20 protein-coding genes are annotated in these 13899 nt (G+C 50.3%); 11 read left to right on the forward strand and 9 right to left on the reverse strand.

Annotated elements, in window-relative coordinates; translation table 11 throughout:
- Positions 1 to 243, reverse strand: a 243-nt coding sequence (locus HMPREF3119_RS19645) for a PhzF family phenazine biosynthesis protein (RefSeq protein WP_246829238.1), incomplete at its 3' end; no start/stop codon positions are given.
- A gap of 101 nt (positions 244 to 344) precedes the next feature.
- Here HMPREF3119_RS19645 and HMPREF3119_RS05435 point away from each other — a divergent pair.
- Positions 345 to 500 (forward strand): helix-turn-helix domain-containing protein, encoded by a 156-nt coding sequence (locus HMPREF3119_RS05435; protein ID WP_080654118.1) that lies wholly within the window; start codon positions 345 to 347, stop codon positions 498 to 500.
- On the opposite strand, the gene HMPREF3119_RS05440 is transcribed toward HMPREF3119_RS05435, so the two are convergent.
- Complete coding sequence (locus HMPREF3119_RS05440; RefSeq protein WP_246829239.1) at positions 436 to 1506, reverse strand: MFS transporter; 1071 nt, start codon at positions 1504 to 1506, stop codon at positions 436 to 438. The two genes, HMPREF3119_RS05435 and HMPREF3119_RS05440, sit on opposite strands and share 65 nt — an antisense overlap.
- Positions 1406 to 1618 carry a hypothetical protein gene (locus HMPREF3119_RS19650; protein ID WP_239510667.1) on the reverse strand — a complete coding sequence of 71 codons (213 nt, stop codon included), beginning with the start codon at positions 1616 to 1618 and terminating at the stop codon, positions 1406 to 1408. Before HMPREF3119_RS19650 ends, HMPREF3119_RS05440 begins: the two co-directional genes overlap by 101 nt.
- A gap of 214 nt (positions 1619 to 1832) precedes the next feature.
- Between HMPREF3119_RS19650 and HMPREF3119_RS05445 the strand changes: the two genes are divergently transcribed.
- The 4 genes from HMPREF3119_RS05445 to HMPREF3119_RS05460 all read left to right on the forward strand — a co-directional run bounded on the left by HMPREF3119_RS05445 (position 1833) and on the right by HMPREF3119_RS05460 (position 4263).
- Positions 1833 to 2237 carry an NUDIX hydrolase gene (locus tag HMPREF3119_RS05445; protein WP_004238422.1) on the forward strand — a complete coding sequence of 135 codons (405 nt, stop codon included), beginning with the start codon at positions 1833 to 1835 and terminating at the stop codon, positions 2235 to 2237.
- An 88-nt stretch (positions 2238 to 2325) separates the two neighbouring features.
- Complete coding sequence (locus HMPREF3119_RS05450) at positions 2326 to 3162, forward strand: AraC family transcriptional regulator (protein WP_004238421.1); 837 nt, start codon at positions 2326 to 2328, stop codon at positions 3160 to 3162.
- Between the two features lie 85 nt (positions 3163 to 3247).
- Positions 3248 to 3955: an AzlC family ABC transporter permease gene (locus HMPREF3119_RS05455; RefSeq protein WP_049242900.1), complete on the forward strand. Its 708-nt coding sequence runs from the start codon at positions 3248 to 3250 to the stop codon at positions 3953 to 3955.
- Entirely contained in the window at positions 3952 to 4263 is a 312-nt protein-coding gene (locus HMPREF3119_RS05460) for an AzlD domain-containing protein (protein WP_049245779.1), read from the forward strand. Before HMPREF3119_RS05455 ends, HMPREF3119_RS05460 begins: the two co-directional genes overlap by 4 nt.
- Positions 4264 to 4310: 47 nt before the next feature.
- On the opposite strand, the gene HMPREF3119_RS05465 is transcribed toward HMPREF3119_RS05460, so the two are convergent.
- Genes HMPREF3119_RS05465 through HMPREF3119_RS05475 form a run of 3 tightly spaced genes read right to left on the reverse strand, consistent with a single transcriptional unit; the run spans position 4311 to position 7123 of the window.
- The gene (locus tag HMPREF3119_RS05465) at positions 4311 to 5279 is read right to left on the reverse strand and encodes an ABC transporter substrate-binding protein (RefSeq protein ID WP_070578793.1); all 969 of its coding nucleotides are present in this window, start codon (positions 5277 to 5279) and stop codon (positions 4311 to 4313) included.
- A gap of 16 nt (positions 5280 to 5295) precedes the next feature.
- Positions 5296 to 6036, reverse strand: a complete 741-nt coding sequence (locus tag HMPREF3119_RS05470) for an ABC transporter ATP-binding protein (RefSeq protein ID WP_036414845.1) — start codon at positions 6034 to 6036, stop codon at positions 5296 to 5298.
- A gap of 1 nt (position 6037) precedes the next feature.
- The gene (locus HMPREF3119_RS05475; protein ID WP_080634069.1) at positions 6038 to 7123 is read right to left on the reverse strand and encodes a FecCD family ABC transporter permease; all 1086 of its coding nucleotides are present in this window, start codon (positions 7121 to 7123) and stop codon (positions 6038 to 6040) included.
- Positions 7124 to 7526: 403 nt separating this feature from the next.
- Here HMPREF3119_RS05475 and HMPREF3119_RS05480 point away from each other — a divergent pair, with 403 nt between their 5' ends.
- The 3 genes from HMPREF3119_RS05480 to HMPREF3119_RS05490 all read left to right on the forward strand — a co-directional run bounded on the left by HMPREF3119_RS05480 (position 7527) and on the right by HMPREF3119_RS05490 (position 9935).
- The gene (locus HMPREF3119_RS05480; protein ID WP_004238413.1) at positions 7527 to 8234 is read left to right on the forward strand and encodes a GNAT family N-acetyltransferase; all 708 of its coding nucleotides are present in this window, start codon (positions 7527 to 7529) and stop codon (positions 8232 to 8234) included.
- Positions 8231 to 8653, forward strand: a complete 423-nt coding sequence (locus HMPREF3119_RS05485; RefSeq protein WP_004238412.1) for a MerR family transcriptional regulator — start codon at positions 8231 to 8233, stop codon at positions 8651 to 8653. The genes HMPREF3119_RS05480 and HMPREF3119_RS05485 overlap by 4 nt, the downstream gene beginning before the upstream one ends.
- Before the next feature lie 91 nt (positions 8654 to 8744).
- Complete coding sequence (locus HMPREF3119_RS05490; RefSeq protein ID WP_046024555.1) at positions 8745 to 9935, forward strand: MFS transporter; 1191 nt, start codon at positions 8745 to 8747, stop codon at positions 9933 to 9935.
- 41 nt (positions 9936 to 9976) lie between these two features.
- On the opposite strand, the gene HMPREF3119_RS05495 is transcribed toward HMPREF3119_RS05490, so the two are convergent.
- Together HMPREF3119_RS05495 and HMPREF3119_RS19940 are read right to left on the reverse strand one after the other, a co-directional pair.
- Positions 9977 to 11287 carry a beta propeller repeat protein gene (locus HMPREF3119_RS05495; RefSeq protein WP_062771582.1) on the reverse strand — a complete coding sequence of 437 codons (1311 nt, stop codon included), beginning with the start codon at positions 11285 to 11287 and terminating at the stop codon, positions 9977 to 9979.
- Positions 11287 to 11415 (reverse strand): hypothetical protein, encoded by a 129-nt coding sequence (locus HMPREF3119_RS19940; protein ID WP_004239264.1) that lies wholly within the window; start codon positions 11413 to 11415, stop codon positions 11287 to 11289. Before HMPREF3119_RS19940 ends, HMPREF3119_RS05495 begins: the two co-directional genes overlap by 1 nt.
- A gap of 82 nt (positions 11416 to 11497) precedes the next feature.
- On the opposite strand from HMPREF3119_RS19940, the gene HMPREF3119_RS05500 reads away from it, so the two are divergent.
- Together HMPREF3119_RS05500 and HMPREF3119_RS05505 are read left to right on the forward strand one after the other, a co-directional pair.
- Positions 11498 to 12076: a TetR/AcrR family transcriptional regulator gene (locus HMPREF3119_RS05500; RefSeq protein WP_032098990.1), complete on the forward strand. Its 579-nt coding sequence runs from the start codon at positions 11498 to 11500 to the stop codon at positions 12074 to 12076.
- Positions 12073 to 12558, forward strand: coding sequence for a GNAT family N-acetyltransferase (locus HMPREF3119_RS05505; RefSeq protein WP_070578796.1), 486 nt, complete (start codon positions 12073 to 12075; stop codon positions 12556 to 12558). The genes HMPREF3119_RS05500 and HMPREF3119_RS05505 overlap by 4 nt, the downstream gene beginning before the upstream one ends.
- A gap of 1 nt (position 12559) precedes the next feature.
- Here the strand turns inward: HMPREF3119_RS05505 and HMPREF3119_RS05510 are convergent, their stop codons facing one another.
- Positions 12560 to 13150 (reverse strand): TetR/AcrR family transcriptional regulator, encoded by a 591-nt coding sequence (locus HMPREF3119_RS05510; protein ID WP_070578801.1) that lies wholly within the window; start codon positions 13148 to 13150, stop codon positions 12560 to 12562.
- A gap of 86 nt (positions 13151 to 13236) precedes the next feature.
- Here HMPREF3119_RS05510 and HMPREF3119_RS05515 point away from each other — a divergent pair, with 86 nt between their 5' ends.
- On the forward strand, positions 13237 to 13899 hold the full coding sequence (locus HMPREF3119_RS05515; RefSeq protein ID WP_004238406.1) for a GNAT family N-acetyltransferase: 663 nt from the start codon (positions 13237 to 13239) through the stop codon (positions 13897 to 13899).

The following is a 13899-nucleotide window of genomic DNA, read 5'->3' on the forward strand; positions in this document are numbered from 1 at the left end:
GGTCGGGTGTCCGGCAAACGGCAATTCACCGTCCGGCGTAAAAATGCGGACCCGGTAATCGGCCTGCGGATCCTGCGGTTTCAGCAAAAAGGTGGTTTCGCTGAGGTTTGTCCAGCGGGCAAAACGATGCATTTCCTCATCCGTCATATCATCTGCATCAACCACCACCGCCAGCGCATTGCCGAGCAGCGGTACATCAGAAAAAACATCGACCTGGTAAAACTGATAAGTGCGGGTATTCAACGTTATTATCCTTTTTATGTGTTAACAGAGCAGAGCTGATGATTTTTATCACAGAAAACGATTATGATGAAATCATTAACCATCACTGTGATAAATCGCTCATGCAGAAAACGGATTCTTTTTCCGGGATTACCGCCTTTGTCGCCGCTGCACAGCACGGCAGTTTTACTGCGGCAGCAGATAAACTGGGAATCACCAAATCAGCGGCCGGCAGACGGTGTGTGCCGCCTGTTGCCGGACTTTCAGCCGTATTGTGATAAAGGCTGCCGCCGCAAAGACAATTCCCTCCCAGATAATGGTTTCAACGCCAAAACTGCGGATCATCCGCCCGCCGGCCATTGCGCCCAGGGTGATCCCGAGATTGGAAAATCCGATATACAGACTGTTGGCAAATTCCGGCGTGTTCCCGGCTTCACGCAGCAGCCGGGTCTGGCTGACAATCAGCCCGGACGTATGCAGTATTCCCCAGAGCACCACCACCGGCACCATCAGCCGCGGCGAAGGACCGCAGAGCCAGACCGCCAGGTAAATCAGGATAAACAGCAGCGGATACAGTGACGTGGTTTTAATGACATTGCGCTGTAAATACCGGCTGAAAATAAAGTTGCCGAAATAACCACTGATGCCGAACACCACCAATAATGCGCTGGTCGTATTGTTGGAAAAACCGGTGATAGTGACGAGATAACCGGCGATATAACTGAACCCTGCAAACATCGCCGAAAAAATCAGTGTCACTGCCGCAATACTCAGCCATACATCACGACGTTGCAGAATCGCCAGCTGTTCACGCACTTTCAGCGCCTGTGTCACCGGTAATGACGGCACAAACAGCGCGATCCCCGTAAAAGCAACCACACTGGTCAGCGCACCGAACCAGAACGCAGCATTGAGTGTAAACATTTCCGCAATAAAGGCACTGAGCGGCATTCCCAGCACCATGCCGACAGCCACCCCGGAAAAAACAATGGCAATCGCATGGGCAGATCGTGCAGGCGGCACCACATTGGCGGCCACCACCAGGGCAATAGCAAAAAATACCGCGTGCGTCAGTGCCGGTAAAATACGGAAAAACAGAATCACATCATACTGATGCGTAATGGCATACGCGATATTGGAAATAATAAAAATCGCCATAATCACCAGCAAAACTGTTTTGCGGTTATAGCGCCCCAGCATCAGCGTGATGGCAGGCCCGGTAATGGCGACCACCACAGCATAGATACTGACCAGAAACCCGACCTGCGGTGCCGTGATCTGCAACTGTTTCGTCAGTTGCGGCAGGCAGCAGACCAATCACCGCCACTTCTGTGGTAATGACACCGAAGACCGCCAGTGACAGCGAGAGTAAAATCAGCATAACGTTATTTTTCATAGAGATACCCGCAGGAAGCACGATAAATGCTCCTGATATAAATAATGTGAATTGATAGTGCGGATATATCCGGTGCTTATCCTGGCAAATCTGCGATCAGCACGGAAGATCAGTCACGGAAACTGTCAGTAGCAAAAAAGTTGACACTCTCCGGAAAGCACAGTGTCATAATGGCTGCAAAGCACACATTCACCAGAGTGATAAAGGAACAGCAATGACGGCAAAAATGATCGATAAACTGGCACTGATCACGCTGAAAGACGGCAAGGTAGCCATGGTCCGCTCTCATAACAAAACCCTGTTCTACGCGCCGGGCGGCAAACGCGAAGCCGGTGAAACTGACGAACAGGCTCTGTGCCGCGAAATTGACGAAGAACTGACGGTGACACTGAAACCGGACACCATCACGTTTTACGGGGAATTCACCGGTCAGGCGGACGGTAAACAGGATGGCACACAGGTGCGTATCCGCTGTTATCAGGCGGAATTTACCGGCGTACTGCAACCGGCCGCGGAAATTGCTGAACTGGACTGGCTGGACAGCCGTGATCTGCCCCGCTGTTCTCTGGTCGCGGCACTGATTGTGAAAGACCTGGCAGCACGGAAACTGATCGGCTGATATCGCGCAGCTGCGCAATTTTGTACAAGACAGAATGTAACGCAGCGCGATAATAACTGGTTACCGTAAAGACAGAGCAGGACACACCATGCAGAGTGACGGGCATTGCCGTGAACAGGCTGATTATTTTCATCTGGACGATTTTTATGGTCTGGGGATGATCTCTGCCCGTTACTATCAGCAGAAATTCAGCCGCCATACGCACGAAGGCTTTTGTATTGGTGTGATTGACGAAGGTGTTCAGCAGTTTTTCCGCACCGGCAGTAATCATTATGCCCCGACCGGCGATATCATTCTGGTGAATTCCGATGAAATCCACACTGGTTCATCGGCACTGGAAACCGGCTGGGCCTACCGTGCGATTTATCCGACACCGGAAATGCTGGATGCGCTGATGCAGGATCTCAAATCGGCCGATCGGGGCTTTGTCCCCTGGTTTTCTCACGCGGTGGTCCATGATCCCGGCCTTGCCGCACAGTTACGCCTGCTGTTTGATGTATTGCTGAAGCCGGATAACCGGCTGCTGAAAGGCTCCCTGTTGCTCTCAACCCTGGCCTGGCTTATCACCCGCCACAATAAAAAAGGCTTTCGCCCGGCGGAGATCACCCCGGCCGGTCAGCGCCTGCAGCATATTGCAGAGATGATGAACAGCCATCCGGAAACCGATTATTCCCTGGATGAACTGGCCGCAATGGCGAATCTCAGCCCGTGGTATTTTCTGCGCCAGTTCCGTCTGCGTTACGGCATGCCGCCCCACGCGTGGCTGATTCAGGCACGCCTGCGCAAAGCGCGTCAGCTGTTGCAAAATGGCGACCGCCCGGCGGATGTTTCTTTACAGTGCGGATTTACCGACCAAAGCCACTTTACCCGCCATTTTAAACGGGCAATGGGAGTCTCACCGGGCAAATTTATGCAGCGCCGCTGATCCCGCTGAACAATTTTGTACAATCTTTCTGTTGTTGTGTCATGGCAGAGTATCCGGACTGTTTTACGCTGTACGGATGATAACAATGACAACAACCACAGATTTACCCGCCTCTCCGCTGAAAGATTTCCTCACCGGCGCACTGCATATGACCCCGCTCAACCTGGCCGTGGTGCCGTGGGCGATCCTTGCCGGATCGATGGCGGTGGACAGCGGCCTGACCTTTGCACAAAGTGTCGCGATGTCCGCAATGGTCTTTGCCGGTGCTGCCCAACTGGTAACACTCGGCCTGCTGAACAGCGGTGCCGGGGTGATCACCATTATCGTGTCCGTCTTTTTTATCACCTCACAACACCTGCTGTACGGGCTGACACTGCGCCCGCATGTGCGCCCTTTTTCCCCGCTGCAGCGGGCCGGTATCGGTTTTCTGCTGACGGATGAACTGTTTGCGGTCAGTGTCGCCGGGCGGCAGCGCCTGAGTTTTGCGTATCTGTTCGGCGCAGGACTGAGTTTTTATCTGGTCTGGGTGCTGGTCAGTATTCTCGGCATTGTGCTGGCACACAGCATCAGCGACCTGAGCCAGCTCCGGCTCGATTTTTCAGTGGTGGCGACATTACTGGCGATTGTGGTGCCGCTGATCAAATCAAAAAGTGCACTCGCCGGAGCCCTGTTTTCCTTTGTGGTCACGATTATTCTGACCCGTGCCGGTATTCAGGGCAGCGCGGTGATTGCCGGCGTCAGCGCCATGCTGCTGGCCGTTCTGCTGGGGCGTAAATGGGGGGACGTAAAATGAGCTGGGGATTAATATTCGCACTAACGCTGATGCTGTTTTCGCTGCGCTTTATTTTTCTGATCCCGGGATTACCGCTGCGGCTGCCGGTCTTTATTCAGCAGGCCCTGACCTATTCCGCGCCCTGTCTGCTGGTGGCTATTTGCGCGCCGATTGTATTACTGGAGGAACAACAGTTCCGTGATATCAGTGATAATCCGTATTTATGGGGTACGCTGTTCTGTATTATCGCCGCACGGCTGATTAAAAATACCCTGCTGACCGTGGTCCTGACGCTGGTATTTTTCTACACCCTGATTTATCTGTTCTGATTATGTAACTATCCGCACCGGAAACCCGGTGCGGAATTCAGAGAACGTTACGGTTTTTCGTGAATTTCTTTTGCCAGTACCGGCAAAATATCAATCGAGCGCGGTCCCGGCACTAATTCGGACAGATTCACTTTAATATAATTTTTATTTTTCACGGCTTTTACACCCTGCATTTCCGGCATGGATTCAATAAATGCCACTTTCTGGTCATAATCATCATCATTACGGAAGCCTTTATAAACAGGAATAATGATCACTTCCGGATCAGACATAATCACATCTTCCCAGTTACCGACCGCCCAGGTTTTTCCGGTATTTTTGCCGGCAAAAATATTCTTAACAGAAATCAGTTTCAGCATCTCTGAGGTATAACCATCAAAGAAGGTATAGGGTTTACCGTCCTGAGAATCAAAAATAAAGGCAGTTTTTTCCGGATACGCCTGAATCTGGCTGATAACGGTATTCAGTTTTTCTTTTTCTGCCGCCACGTATTTTTCAGCGGTCTCTTGTACACCGAAGATCTCACCAAATTTCAGCATGTCGTTAAAATAGGTATTCACATCTGCTTTCGGTGATGTCATGGATTCCGGCACATAAACGGCAACCCCTTCCGGCACAATTTTATTGGCTTCCAATGCCAGTTTTGAGAATGAGTTTGCCCAGCCGGTGGCGAAATCGGGTTTGACAGACATAAAGACTTCGTAAGACGGCCATTTTTCTGCCAATACGGGAATTTTGTCATATGCTGCTTTTACCGGCGGATAAATCGGCTCTTCCAGAAAAGCGGTACCGACCATACGGTCCCCCAAATCCAGTGCCAGCAGCATTTCGGTGGTGATCTGGCTGAGAGAAACAATACGCTGCGGGGATGTTTCCGGTTTAAAGTGATATTCGTTGCCATCCAGTTTTGCACTGAATTCAACAGGAACATAAGCCTGTGCTTTTTTATTTTCCGCAGAGGCTGTCACGGAAAACAATGCAGAGATAACCAGGGTACCTAATAATAATTTTTTCATAATTTCCTCATCCGGATTATAAAAATATAGCAACACGGTCTTCTACCGGTAATACCGTAAATTCCACACCAAATACATCAAACAGGCACTCCCGGGTTAATACTTCCGCCGGTGTGCCCTGCGCATAAATTTGCCCGTCATTCATCAGGATCAGATGCTGACAGTATTTTGCGGATAAATTAATATCGTGAATGGTCATAATTACGGTGGATTCTGATGCGGCCAACGCTTTCATTACTTCCACTTTATAGCGGATATCCAGGTGGTTGGTCGGCTCATCCAGGATCATAATATCGGTTTCCTGGGAAAAACATTTCGCCAGCATCACCCGCTGTTTCTCACCACCGGACAGTGCGTGATACTCTTTATTTTTCATTTTCTGCAGACCAAACAATGCCATGTAGTTGTCTGCAATCACAAAATCCCGGTCGCTGTAATCCACGTAATGTTTTTTATACGGCATCCGCCCCATCACCACGATTTCCTCAATGGTCAGTTTGCCTTCCACCTGGTCATTAAACTGCGTCAGTACCGAGATATTACGGGCGAGTGATTTGACAGAAAACTGAGCCACATCCGTGTTATCAAAGAAAACGGTGCCCCGGGTTTTGATATCCCGGTAAATATGCCGTAATAAGGTCGTTTTACCGGAGCCGTTAGGCCCGACAATACCGATCACTCTTTTGCCGGAAAATGACAGATTAATATCTTTCAGTATCCCGTTATAATTCAGGTCATTAATATCAACAGTACTCACGTTACCGGCTCCTGTTCGCTTTAATAATGATATAAACAAACAGCGGTGCGCCTATCAGTGAGGTCAGAATACCGACCGGAATCTCCTCCGGTTTAAACCAGCTGCGGGAAATCGTATCAATAATCACCAGAAATGCACCACCGACCAGACAGGAATAGAGCGATAACTTAAAGTGTTTCACAGAAATCGTATTACGGACAATATGCGGAATAATAAGTCCGATAAACGCAATCACACCGACATTGGCCACAATAATAGAAACCACAAAAGATGATAAAATAATCACTGCCAGCTTGATGGCACCGACATTTACACCTAATTGTGCAGATGCATCTGCACCCAGTAATAACGTATCAAGCACATTGCTGAATAACAGACAAAAAATTAATACTGCAATTAATGCCACCAGCGGCAGCGGGATATAAGACCATTTAATACCGGAGAAACTGCCCAGCATCCAGAACATTGCACTTTTAACCTGACTTTCATTCTTGGACAGATAAATAATGGCAGTAGTGATAGCAGAAAACAGACTGGAAATACCGATACCAATCAGCACAAGGTTGGTCATATTACTCTTTTTAAAATTAAACAGAACAATAATAGCCGTGGAAATCAGCCCGCCGGCAAATGCACCGATATAGACATTATACGGTGACATAAAAGCAAATAACCCGAGCACAATGGCGGATACAGCCCCCGCACTGGCCCCGGAGGAAACGCCGAGAATATACGGGTCGGCCAGTTCATTGCGGGTTATGGTCTGCATCAGGATCCCCACCAGCGACAGGGATGCGCCGGTAATTGCCACCAGGATAATCCGGGGCAGACGGATATTATAAATGATGGTTTCATACGGCAGGAGATCATCACCGCTGATGCCCCCGCTAATAATTTTGATTACCGTATCCAGCTTCTGATGAAATTCCATATTGACGCTGCCGTAAAACAGTGAAAAAAACATGGCAGCAAGCAACACAGACAGGCAGATAAAAAATTGTGAAAAATTCCGGCCATTCAGTTTCTTTTTACGCCGCACGGGTGTTTCTCTTACTGCTTCACTCATCACTGTTAACCTGTATTTCATCAGATCAGAGGCTGTTAACAGATTTACGGAAATATCACATTATGATAACGAAATACCGCCATAATTTGCCTGTCAGTCTCTGTTTCCACTATTTTTCTGATTATAGCGGAGAATACATCAAGGTTATGTACTCCCCCAGAGTATATTCCGGGAAATAATCCGTGAATATCCATATTTAATGATCTGTATCTGATTAGCACAGAATAAAACGCCGGAAGATTTCCCAGCGTTTTATTTATCTGAACAGCACTATTTTACCGCATCAAAATTATTCTGCCGGAAAATCGTGCTGTAAATACCAATCACTGAAGTGGTTCTCTGAAATTTTAAAAAACCGGCTCTTTTCTCATCCCGTTCAGCATATTACAGTACACGAAAGCAAAACAGCGCGGAGAGAAAATAAATGAGTCAGATAAATGCATTCGGACAAACTGTCGGTGATATCGTTCCGGACTGGACCGCCCGCCCTTACCCTGCCCGCATCAGTGCGGAAGGCCGTCACTGCCGGATCGATCCGCTGAGCCCGTCCCATGCGGATGACCTGTACCGGGCATTTTCACTCGCCCCTGACGGGCGTTACTGGACCTGGCTGCCGGATGAACCACCGGCCGATCTGAATGAATACCGCGCCCGTACCGAAAAAAATGCACAATCGTCGGATCCGCTGTTTTTCACGATTACGGATAAGCACACCGGCAAAGCCGTTGGCCTGTTTTCCCTGATGCGGACTGATGAGAAAAACGGCGTCACGGAAGTCGGTCATGTGCATTTTTCCCCGCTGCTCAGCGGCACGGTGATGTCAACAGAAGCCCACTGGCTGCTGATGAAATATGTATTTGATACCCTCGGTTACCGCCGTTATGAATGGAAATGTGACAGCCTCAATGCACCGTCCCGCAATGCGGCACTGCGCCTGGGTTTTCAGTATGAAGGCTGTTTCCGTCAGGCGCGGGTTGTCAAAGGCCGCACCCGTGACACCGAATGGTTTTCCATTACTGACCGTGAATGGCCGCTGGTTAACCACGCCCTGGAACAGTGGCTGTCAGCGGATAATTTCACACCGGACGGTAAACAGATCCGCTCCCTGGCATCCCTGCGTGATGCAGCATGAAAATGATTGATATCGGCCGTGTCGCAGAGCTGACCGGCCTGACAACCGCCACCATCCGCTATTATGAAAGCAAAGGCCTGATCACGCCTGCCGGGCGCAGGGGCCTGACTCGTATTTATGATGAAGAGGTGCTGACCCGGCTGTCCCTGATCATTCTCGCCAAACAAGGACATTTTTCGCTGGATGAAATCGCGGTCATGCTCAGCGAACTGCCGTCAAAAGGGATTGAACGGACGGCAATTCAGGCAAAAATCACAGAAATTGACCAGAAAATCCGCGAGCTGCAAAATCTGAAACAGGGATTGCTGCATATTGAGCAGTGCCCGGCAGAAAACCATCTGGCGTGCCCGAAATTCCGCAAAATCCTGAGTGTCAGTCTGAAAAAAAACAGAAGCAAAGCGGTGAAAAATCCCGCTTGACTTAAAGTTAACTTGAAGTTGTATCATCCGGCATACTGATTTCCGTTTGATGTCATTATTCACTTTTTCTGTTGAATAATAAGGAATTATTATGCCGCGTTCTGTTTACTGGCTCTCTGCCGCCTTAGCCTTATTTACCACCGGGAATGCCCTGGTGCTTTCCGTTGCCGTTCTTATCGGGTCACAACTGGCGGAAGATCCGGCACATGCCACGATCCCGCTGCTGGCACAATATATCGGCCTGATTTCCGCCTCAGTGCCGATGGCTCACTTTATGATGCGTTTCGGCCGCCGCGCCGGGTTTATTCTCGGTAATATCGGCGGGCTGGCCGGTGCATTACTGGCAATCGCCGGTATTTATACACACAACATGCTGCTGTTTTCCGCCGGAACGTTCTTTACCGGTATTGCCATCGGTACCGCCCAGCAATACCGCTTTGCCGCACTGGAGGAAGCCCCTGCCGCACTGCGGGCAAAAGCTATCGGCGTGGTGATGAGCGGCGGGATTATCGCCGTGCTGATCGGTCCGTCACTGGCGATGTCCACCCGGACACTGGTGGCGGCTTATCCGTTCCTCGGCACGTTCGGCGCGCTGACGGCTATTTATCTGATGGCTTTTGTTCTGCTGACATTTTTACCGCTGAAAGCTCAGCTTCCCGCTCAGATCAGCGATACCGCAAAAAACCGCCCATACCGTCAGTTATATTCCCAGCCGCTGCTGATTCTGATCGCCGTGGTCAGTGCCGCCGGGTATGCGCTGGTAGTGTATATGGTCGGTGCTTTCCCGCTGGCGATGAAAGCGCAGGGATTTGAATTCCCGGCAATTGCCTTTGTGTTTCAGTGTCATATACTGGGAATGTTTGCGCCCTCTTTCTTTACCGGGCAGTTAATCAGCCGGGTCGGGGTAAAATGCTTTGTCTGGCTGGGAGTGATTTGCCTGTTAATCAGCAATGCAGTCAGTCTGACCAGCAGCAGTTACGCGCATTTTCTCATTGCCATGACCTCGCTGGGGCTGGCGTGGAACTTTATTCTGATCAGCACCACGCATCTGTTGCCGCGCACTTATACCGGCAATGAACGGGCTAAAATCCAGGGTGCGACCGATTTTCTTATCTTCAGTTTCGGGGCGCTTGGCAGTCTGCTGGCCGGGTTCGCCTTCTGTTATGCGGGCTGGTATTCCGTAAATGTCGCCGGATTGGCAACCGGTATTGTGATTCTGGTAGTGATGTTTTTACTGCGCCACAGTATGAATGAATCCCCGGCGGAAAAGGCCGCCGCCTGAATACATCACCGCCGCTGCCTTAACGACAGCGGCGGATATCATTACTGCACCGCCGAGGTTTTATACTCAATGCCGTCACGGTTTCCTGTCAGGCTATTGCTGTAGTGACTCTCCTGAAAATAGAACAGACGATTGCGCCATTTATCAAATAAAACGGTTTCCCCGTACTCTTTCGCCAATGGTGCTGCTGTATTCCAGTTCAGCCCGCCATCATCCGATATCCGGGTTTCTGAACCTGACCCCGCTATCAGTAAATCATCACTGCCGCCCCGCAGTCCGTTAATATAAGATCCGCCGGTTTCCAGCCGCTGTGAATAATCACCCTTACAGTTAAAGTGGTTAACCTCCGGCCGTTTACGGGTTTTTTCTGTCAGCACAAAATAAATTTCTCCGCCGGTGGTACTGTCGAGCGCGTCAATCTCCCCGGGGACAACCTGATCAGATTCAGTTTCTGAGGTCCGGGTATTAAAACAAGCCAGTATCGTGTTTTCCGGATCATTTTGTTCATCCTTCATCCATGCGATCACCCGCGCGTCTCCGTTATAGTGCCATTTAGTGGTGCTCAGGCTGGTATACCAGCGTCCGTCATCCTGATACCGTTTTTTCCGGTTATCCATGCTGAATAAAGGCCGCCAGCGTTTTCCGGAATCACGGGTCTGATACAGTGTGTCCCTCTGCACCATCAGCACACTGCCGGGTTCTGTGATAGCGAGAAGCTGAGTCTCTCCGGCAGGTTCCGGCATTGTCCACTGTGATAACCACTGCCACTGCTGACCACCGTCCCGGGAGTAAAAGACATATTCTTTGCCGTAGGAGGTATAATCACTGAAAATAATCAGGCAGCGTCCCTGCATATCACACAGCTGGCTTTGTACCTGCCCCATAAACATCGCGCTGACCCGTAAATCCCCTTTCTGCTCAGTCATAATATAGGTGACCGGCACCAGCGGCCTGTCGCCGTAGACTTCACTGCGCCTCAGGTAATGGGTTTGTTTGTGCAGGTAATCGCCGATGGCTTTTTTATCCGGGGATATTTTCAGGTTCAGCAGCGGAATATCAGGCTCTTCTGCCGGGTTAAAAGCAATATTTTTACTGTGGCTGCAACTGCGGGTTTTCTGATCACAGGTAACGAGATCAACCCGCATAGCGTCTCTGGCACCGGTTATCATCACACCATCGCGGAAACTGCTGATGGCCGGTGACGTTAGTTCTACCGCTTTTTTTTCCGGCAGATAACTGCGGGTGCGTATTCTCTCCGGCGCTGAAAAAAATGAATCAGAAAACGTCAGCATCATTGAGGTGATAAACACAACCGCCAGCAACGTGATCCGGGTACGTCCGTCGGCAAACATCAGTTAATTTCCTGTACAAACGGATCTTTTCCGTTCCGTTGTCTGGCCTGAACCAGCATCTGGCGGGTAAACACAAAACGGGCCGAAGCCGCTGAGTATTTTCGTGGCACCACTTTTGATAATTTCACGGCAATCACCGGAAAACAACCAATGTCCGTGACCGGTTTTATCCGTAAATACCGCCACCATTTCCGCTGACAGAGGCAACCTATGACATCATCCCGAATACCGCCCTGCGGACGCCCTGCTCACCGGGGCAGCAAACTGACCGCCGAAAATATTCTGTCCGAGGCCGGAAAACTGTTACAGGAACAGGGAAAAGTACCGTCGATCCGCGTCCTTGCCGCACAGTTGCAGGTCGATCCGATGGCGATTTATTATTACTTCCGCAATAAACAGGCATTGCTGGAAGCCCTCGCCACTGCCCTGGTGGATGATATTTATCAGCCATCGGCACAGGCTCCGGTACAACAGGAGCTTCAGCGACTGGCAGAAAGTTATCTGCATCTGCTCTATATTTACAGTGATCTGCTGGATATTCTGTTATCACTGAACAGTGACGGCCCGTCCGGCTGTTTCCGTCAGCGCTATCTGCGCATTATTGCACCCTGCGGGCTGAATGAGTCACGGCAGACCGCTATTCTGCATCTGCTGGCGGATGCCCTGCACGGCCATACGGTGGCGATCCGCCGGACTGATTACACCTTTGAACAGAGCCGGGCGCTGTTTCAGCCGGTACTGGCATTAATTACCGAACTTATTGAACGCCCCGGAGCATCATTATCATGAATATCCGCCCTGTTACCGGTTTACCCGGCGATTTACCGCTGCTGGAAAGTATTGCTCAGGTTTTACATCAGGAATGGCAGAAACTGCCGCAGTGGCAGACACCGGAAATTATCCTGGCACGTCTGATAAAACGGATGAACGGTGATAACGGCGAAATACTGTTTGTCGCCACAGATAAAAACGGCGCGCTGTCGGGGACGGCCAGCCTGATCTGGCGGGAACTGAAAACCTGCCGTATGGCAAATGCAGACTGGTGGACAGGCGAGATTTACACCCTGCCCGCCGCCCGCGGTCAAGGTCTCGGCAGTACACTGACACAGGCAGTCTTTGCCACCGCCGGAGAGCGCCGCCTGGCAGCACTGAATCTCTACACGCCGGATAAACAGGCCATGTATGCACGGATGGGCTGGCAGGCTATGTATGATGATGTGATCAATGACGAGCTGGTCACGGTGATGCAGCGGACTGTCAGCGAAGCGTAATTCAGGGCTTCAGCGCCTTTCTCAGCAACACACGTAACCCGCAGAGAAACGCTTCCCGGCTGAACTCAGGTTCCGTCAGCTCACGCCCCAGCGTGCCGTCCGCCATCACCAGCAGCCAGGACGCGGTTTGTACCGGATCCAGCTGCGGGTCAATCTCACCGGCAGCCATGCCGCATCTGAGCACATCACAGAATTTTTTGTGCAGCCGCTGCTCATTAACAACAAAAGCCGTATTCAGCTCAGGGTTACGGCTTGCCTCAGTGATAATCTCCAGGCTGAGTCGGGTATAACCCGGCTCGTTATACAACATAATCAACGCCGTTATCATTTTTTCAATAATATCTGCCGTATGTCCCGGCGCATCACCGATACTCAGAATCGCCTTGTGGTCATCCTCGTCCAGTTCCGCAATCGCTTCAATGATGGCGTATTTAGTCGGATAGTAATGAAACAGATTCCCGGGGCTCATCCCGGCAGCTTTACAAATCTCTGCCGTCGAGGTGGAATGAAAACCTTTTTCGATAAAACAATGCATTGCAGCATCAAGAATCTGACGACGTTTGCGCTGCTGCTTTTCCGTTAATTTTTCCATAAGGAAGTGTCTCCGAAAAACCGGATAATAGAAATTAGACCGATTACTCTATCTATTATAATACCACATTTTCTGTATTGAAGATTATGACAAACATAATAAAAAACAGTACATCTGCTACTGATAACAGCAGATTAATCACCGAATGTCTGGATGAAACCGGGTTAGAGCCTGCCACTGCCCTGTTTTATCAGGCATTTTCATCCAAATTCAAAACGGTCAGCACCATGCCGGATGCACAGCGTCAGGCCGTGCTGGCGATGTTCTGGCAGCGCGGGCTCAGTGACCCGTATGACCGCCACTTTCAGGTAAAACGTAATGGCAGACTGGTCGCCGTATATGGCCTGACTTTCGGGGTTAAACACCCGCCGCAGCACGCCCCGGCACCGGTTTCTTCTCTGGCTATCCTGCGCAGAGCCGGTTTTATTCCCTTTCTGAAAATCCGCCGGATTTTTCAGATGTTTGTCCATATTCCGGCGGCGGATACGGCTTATCTGTCCTACCTGTGTGTGGATGAATCACTGCGCGGTAGCGGGATAGGCAATCAGATTCTCGATGAGATCACCACACAATTACGGGCGGACCCGGCCATTAACCGGTTATCACTGTATGTCTCTGACTTAAATATAAAAGCCAGAGAGCTGTATCTGCGCCGGGGTTTTCAGGATGTGAAATACGAAACCTCACGCACCACCGAACGCTATATGGATATTTACGGCTGGTATTACATGGCCTTACCCACACTATAA

The sequence above is a fragment of the Morganella sp. HMSC11D09 genome, from assembly GCF_001807955.1.
Lineage (GTDB): Bacteria > Pseudomonadota > Gammaproteobacteria > Enterobacterales > Enterobacteriaceae > Morganella > Morganella morganii.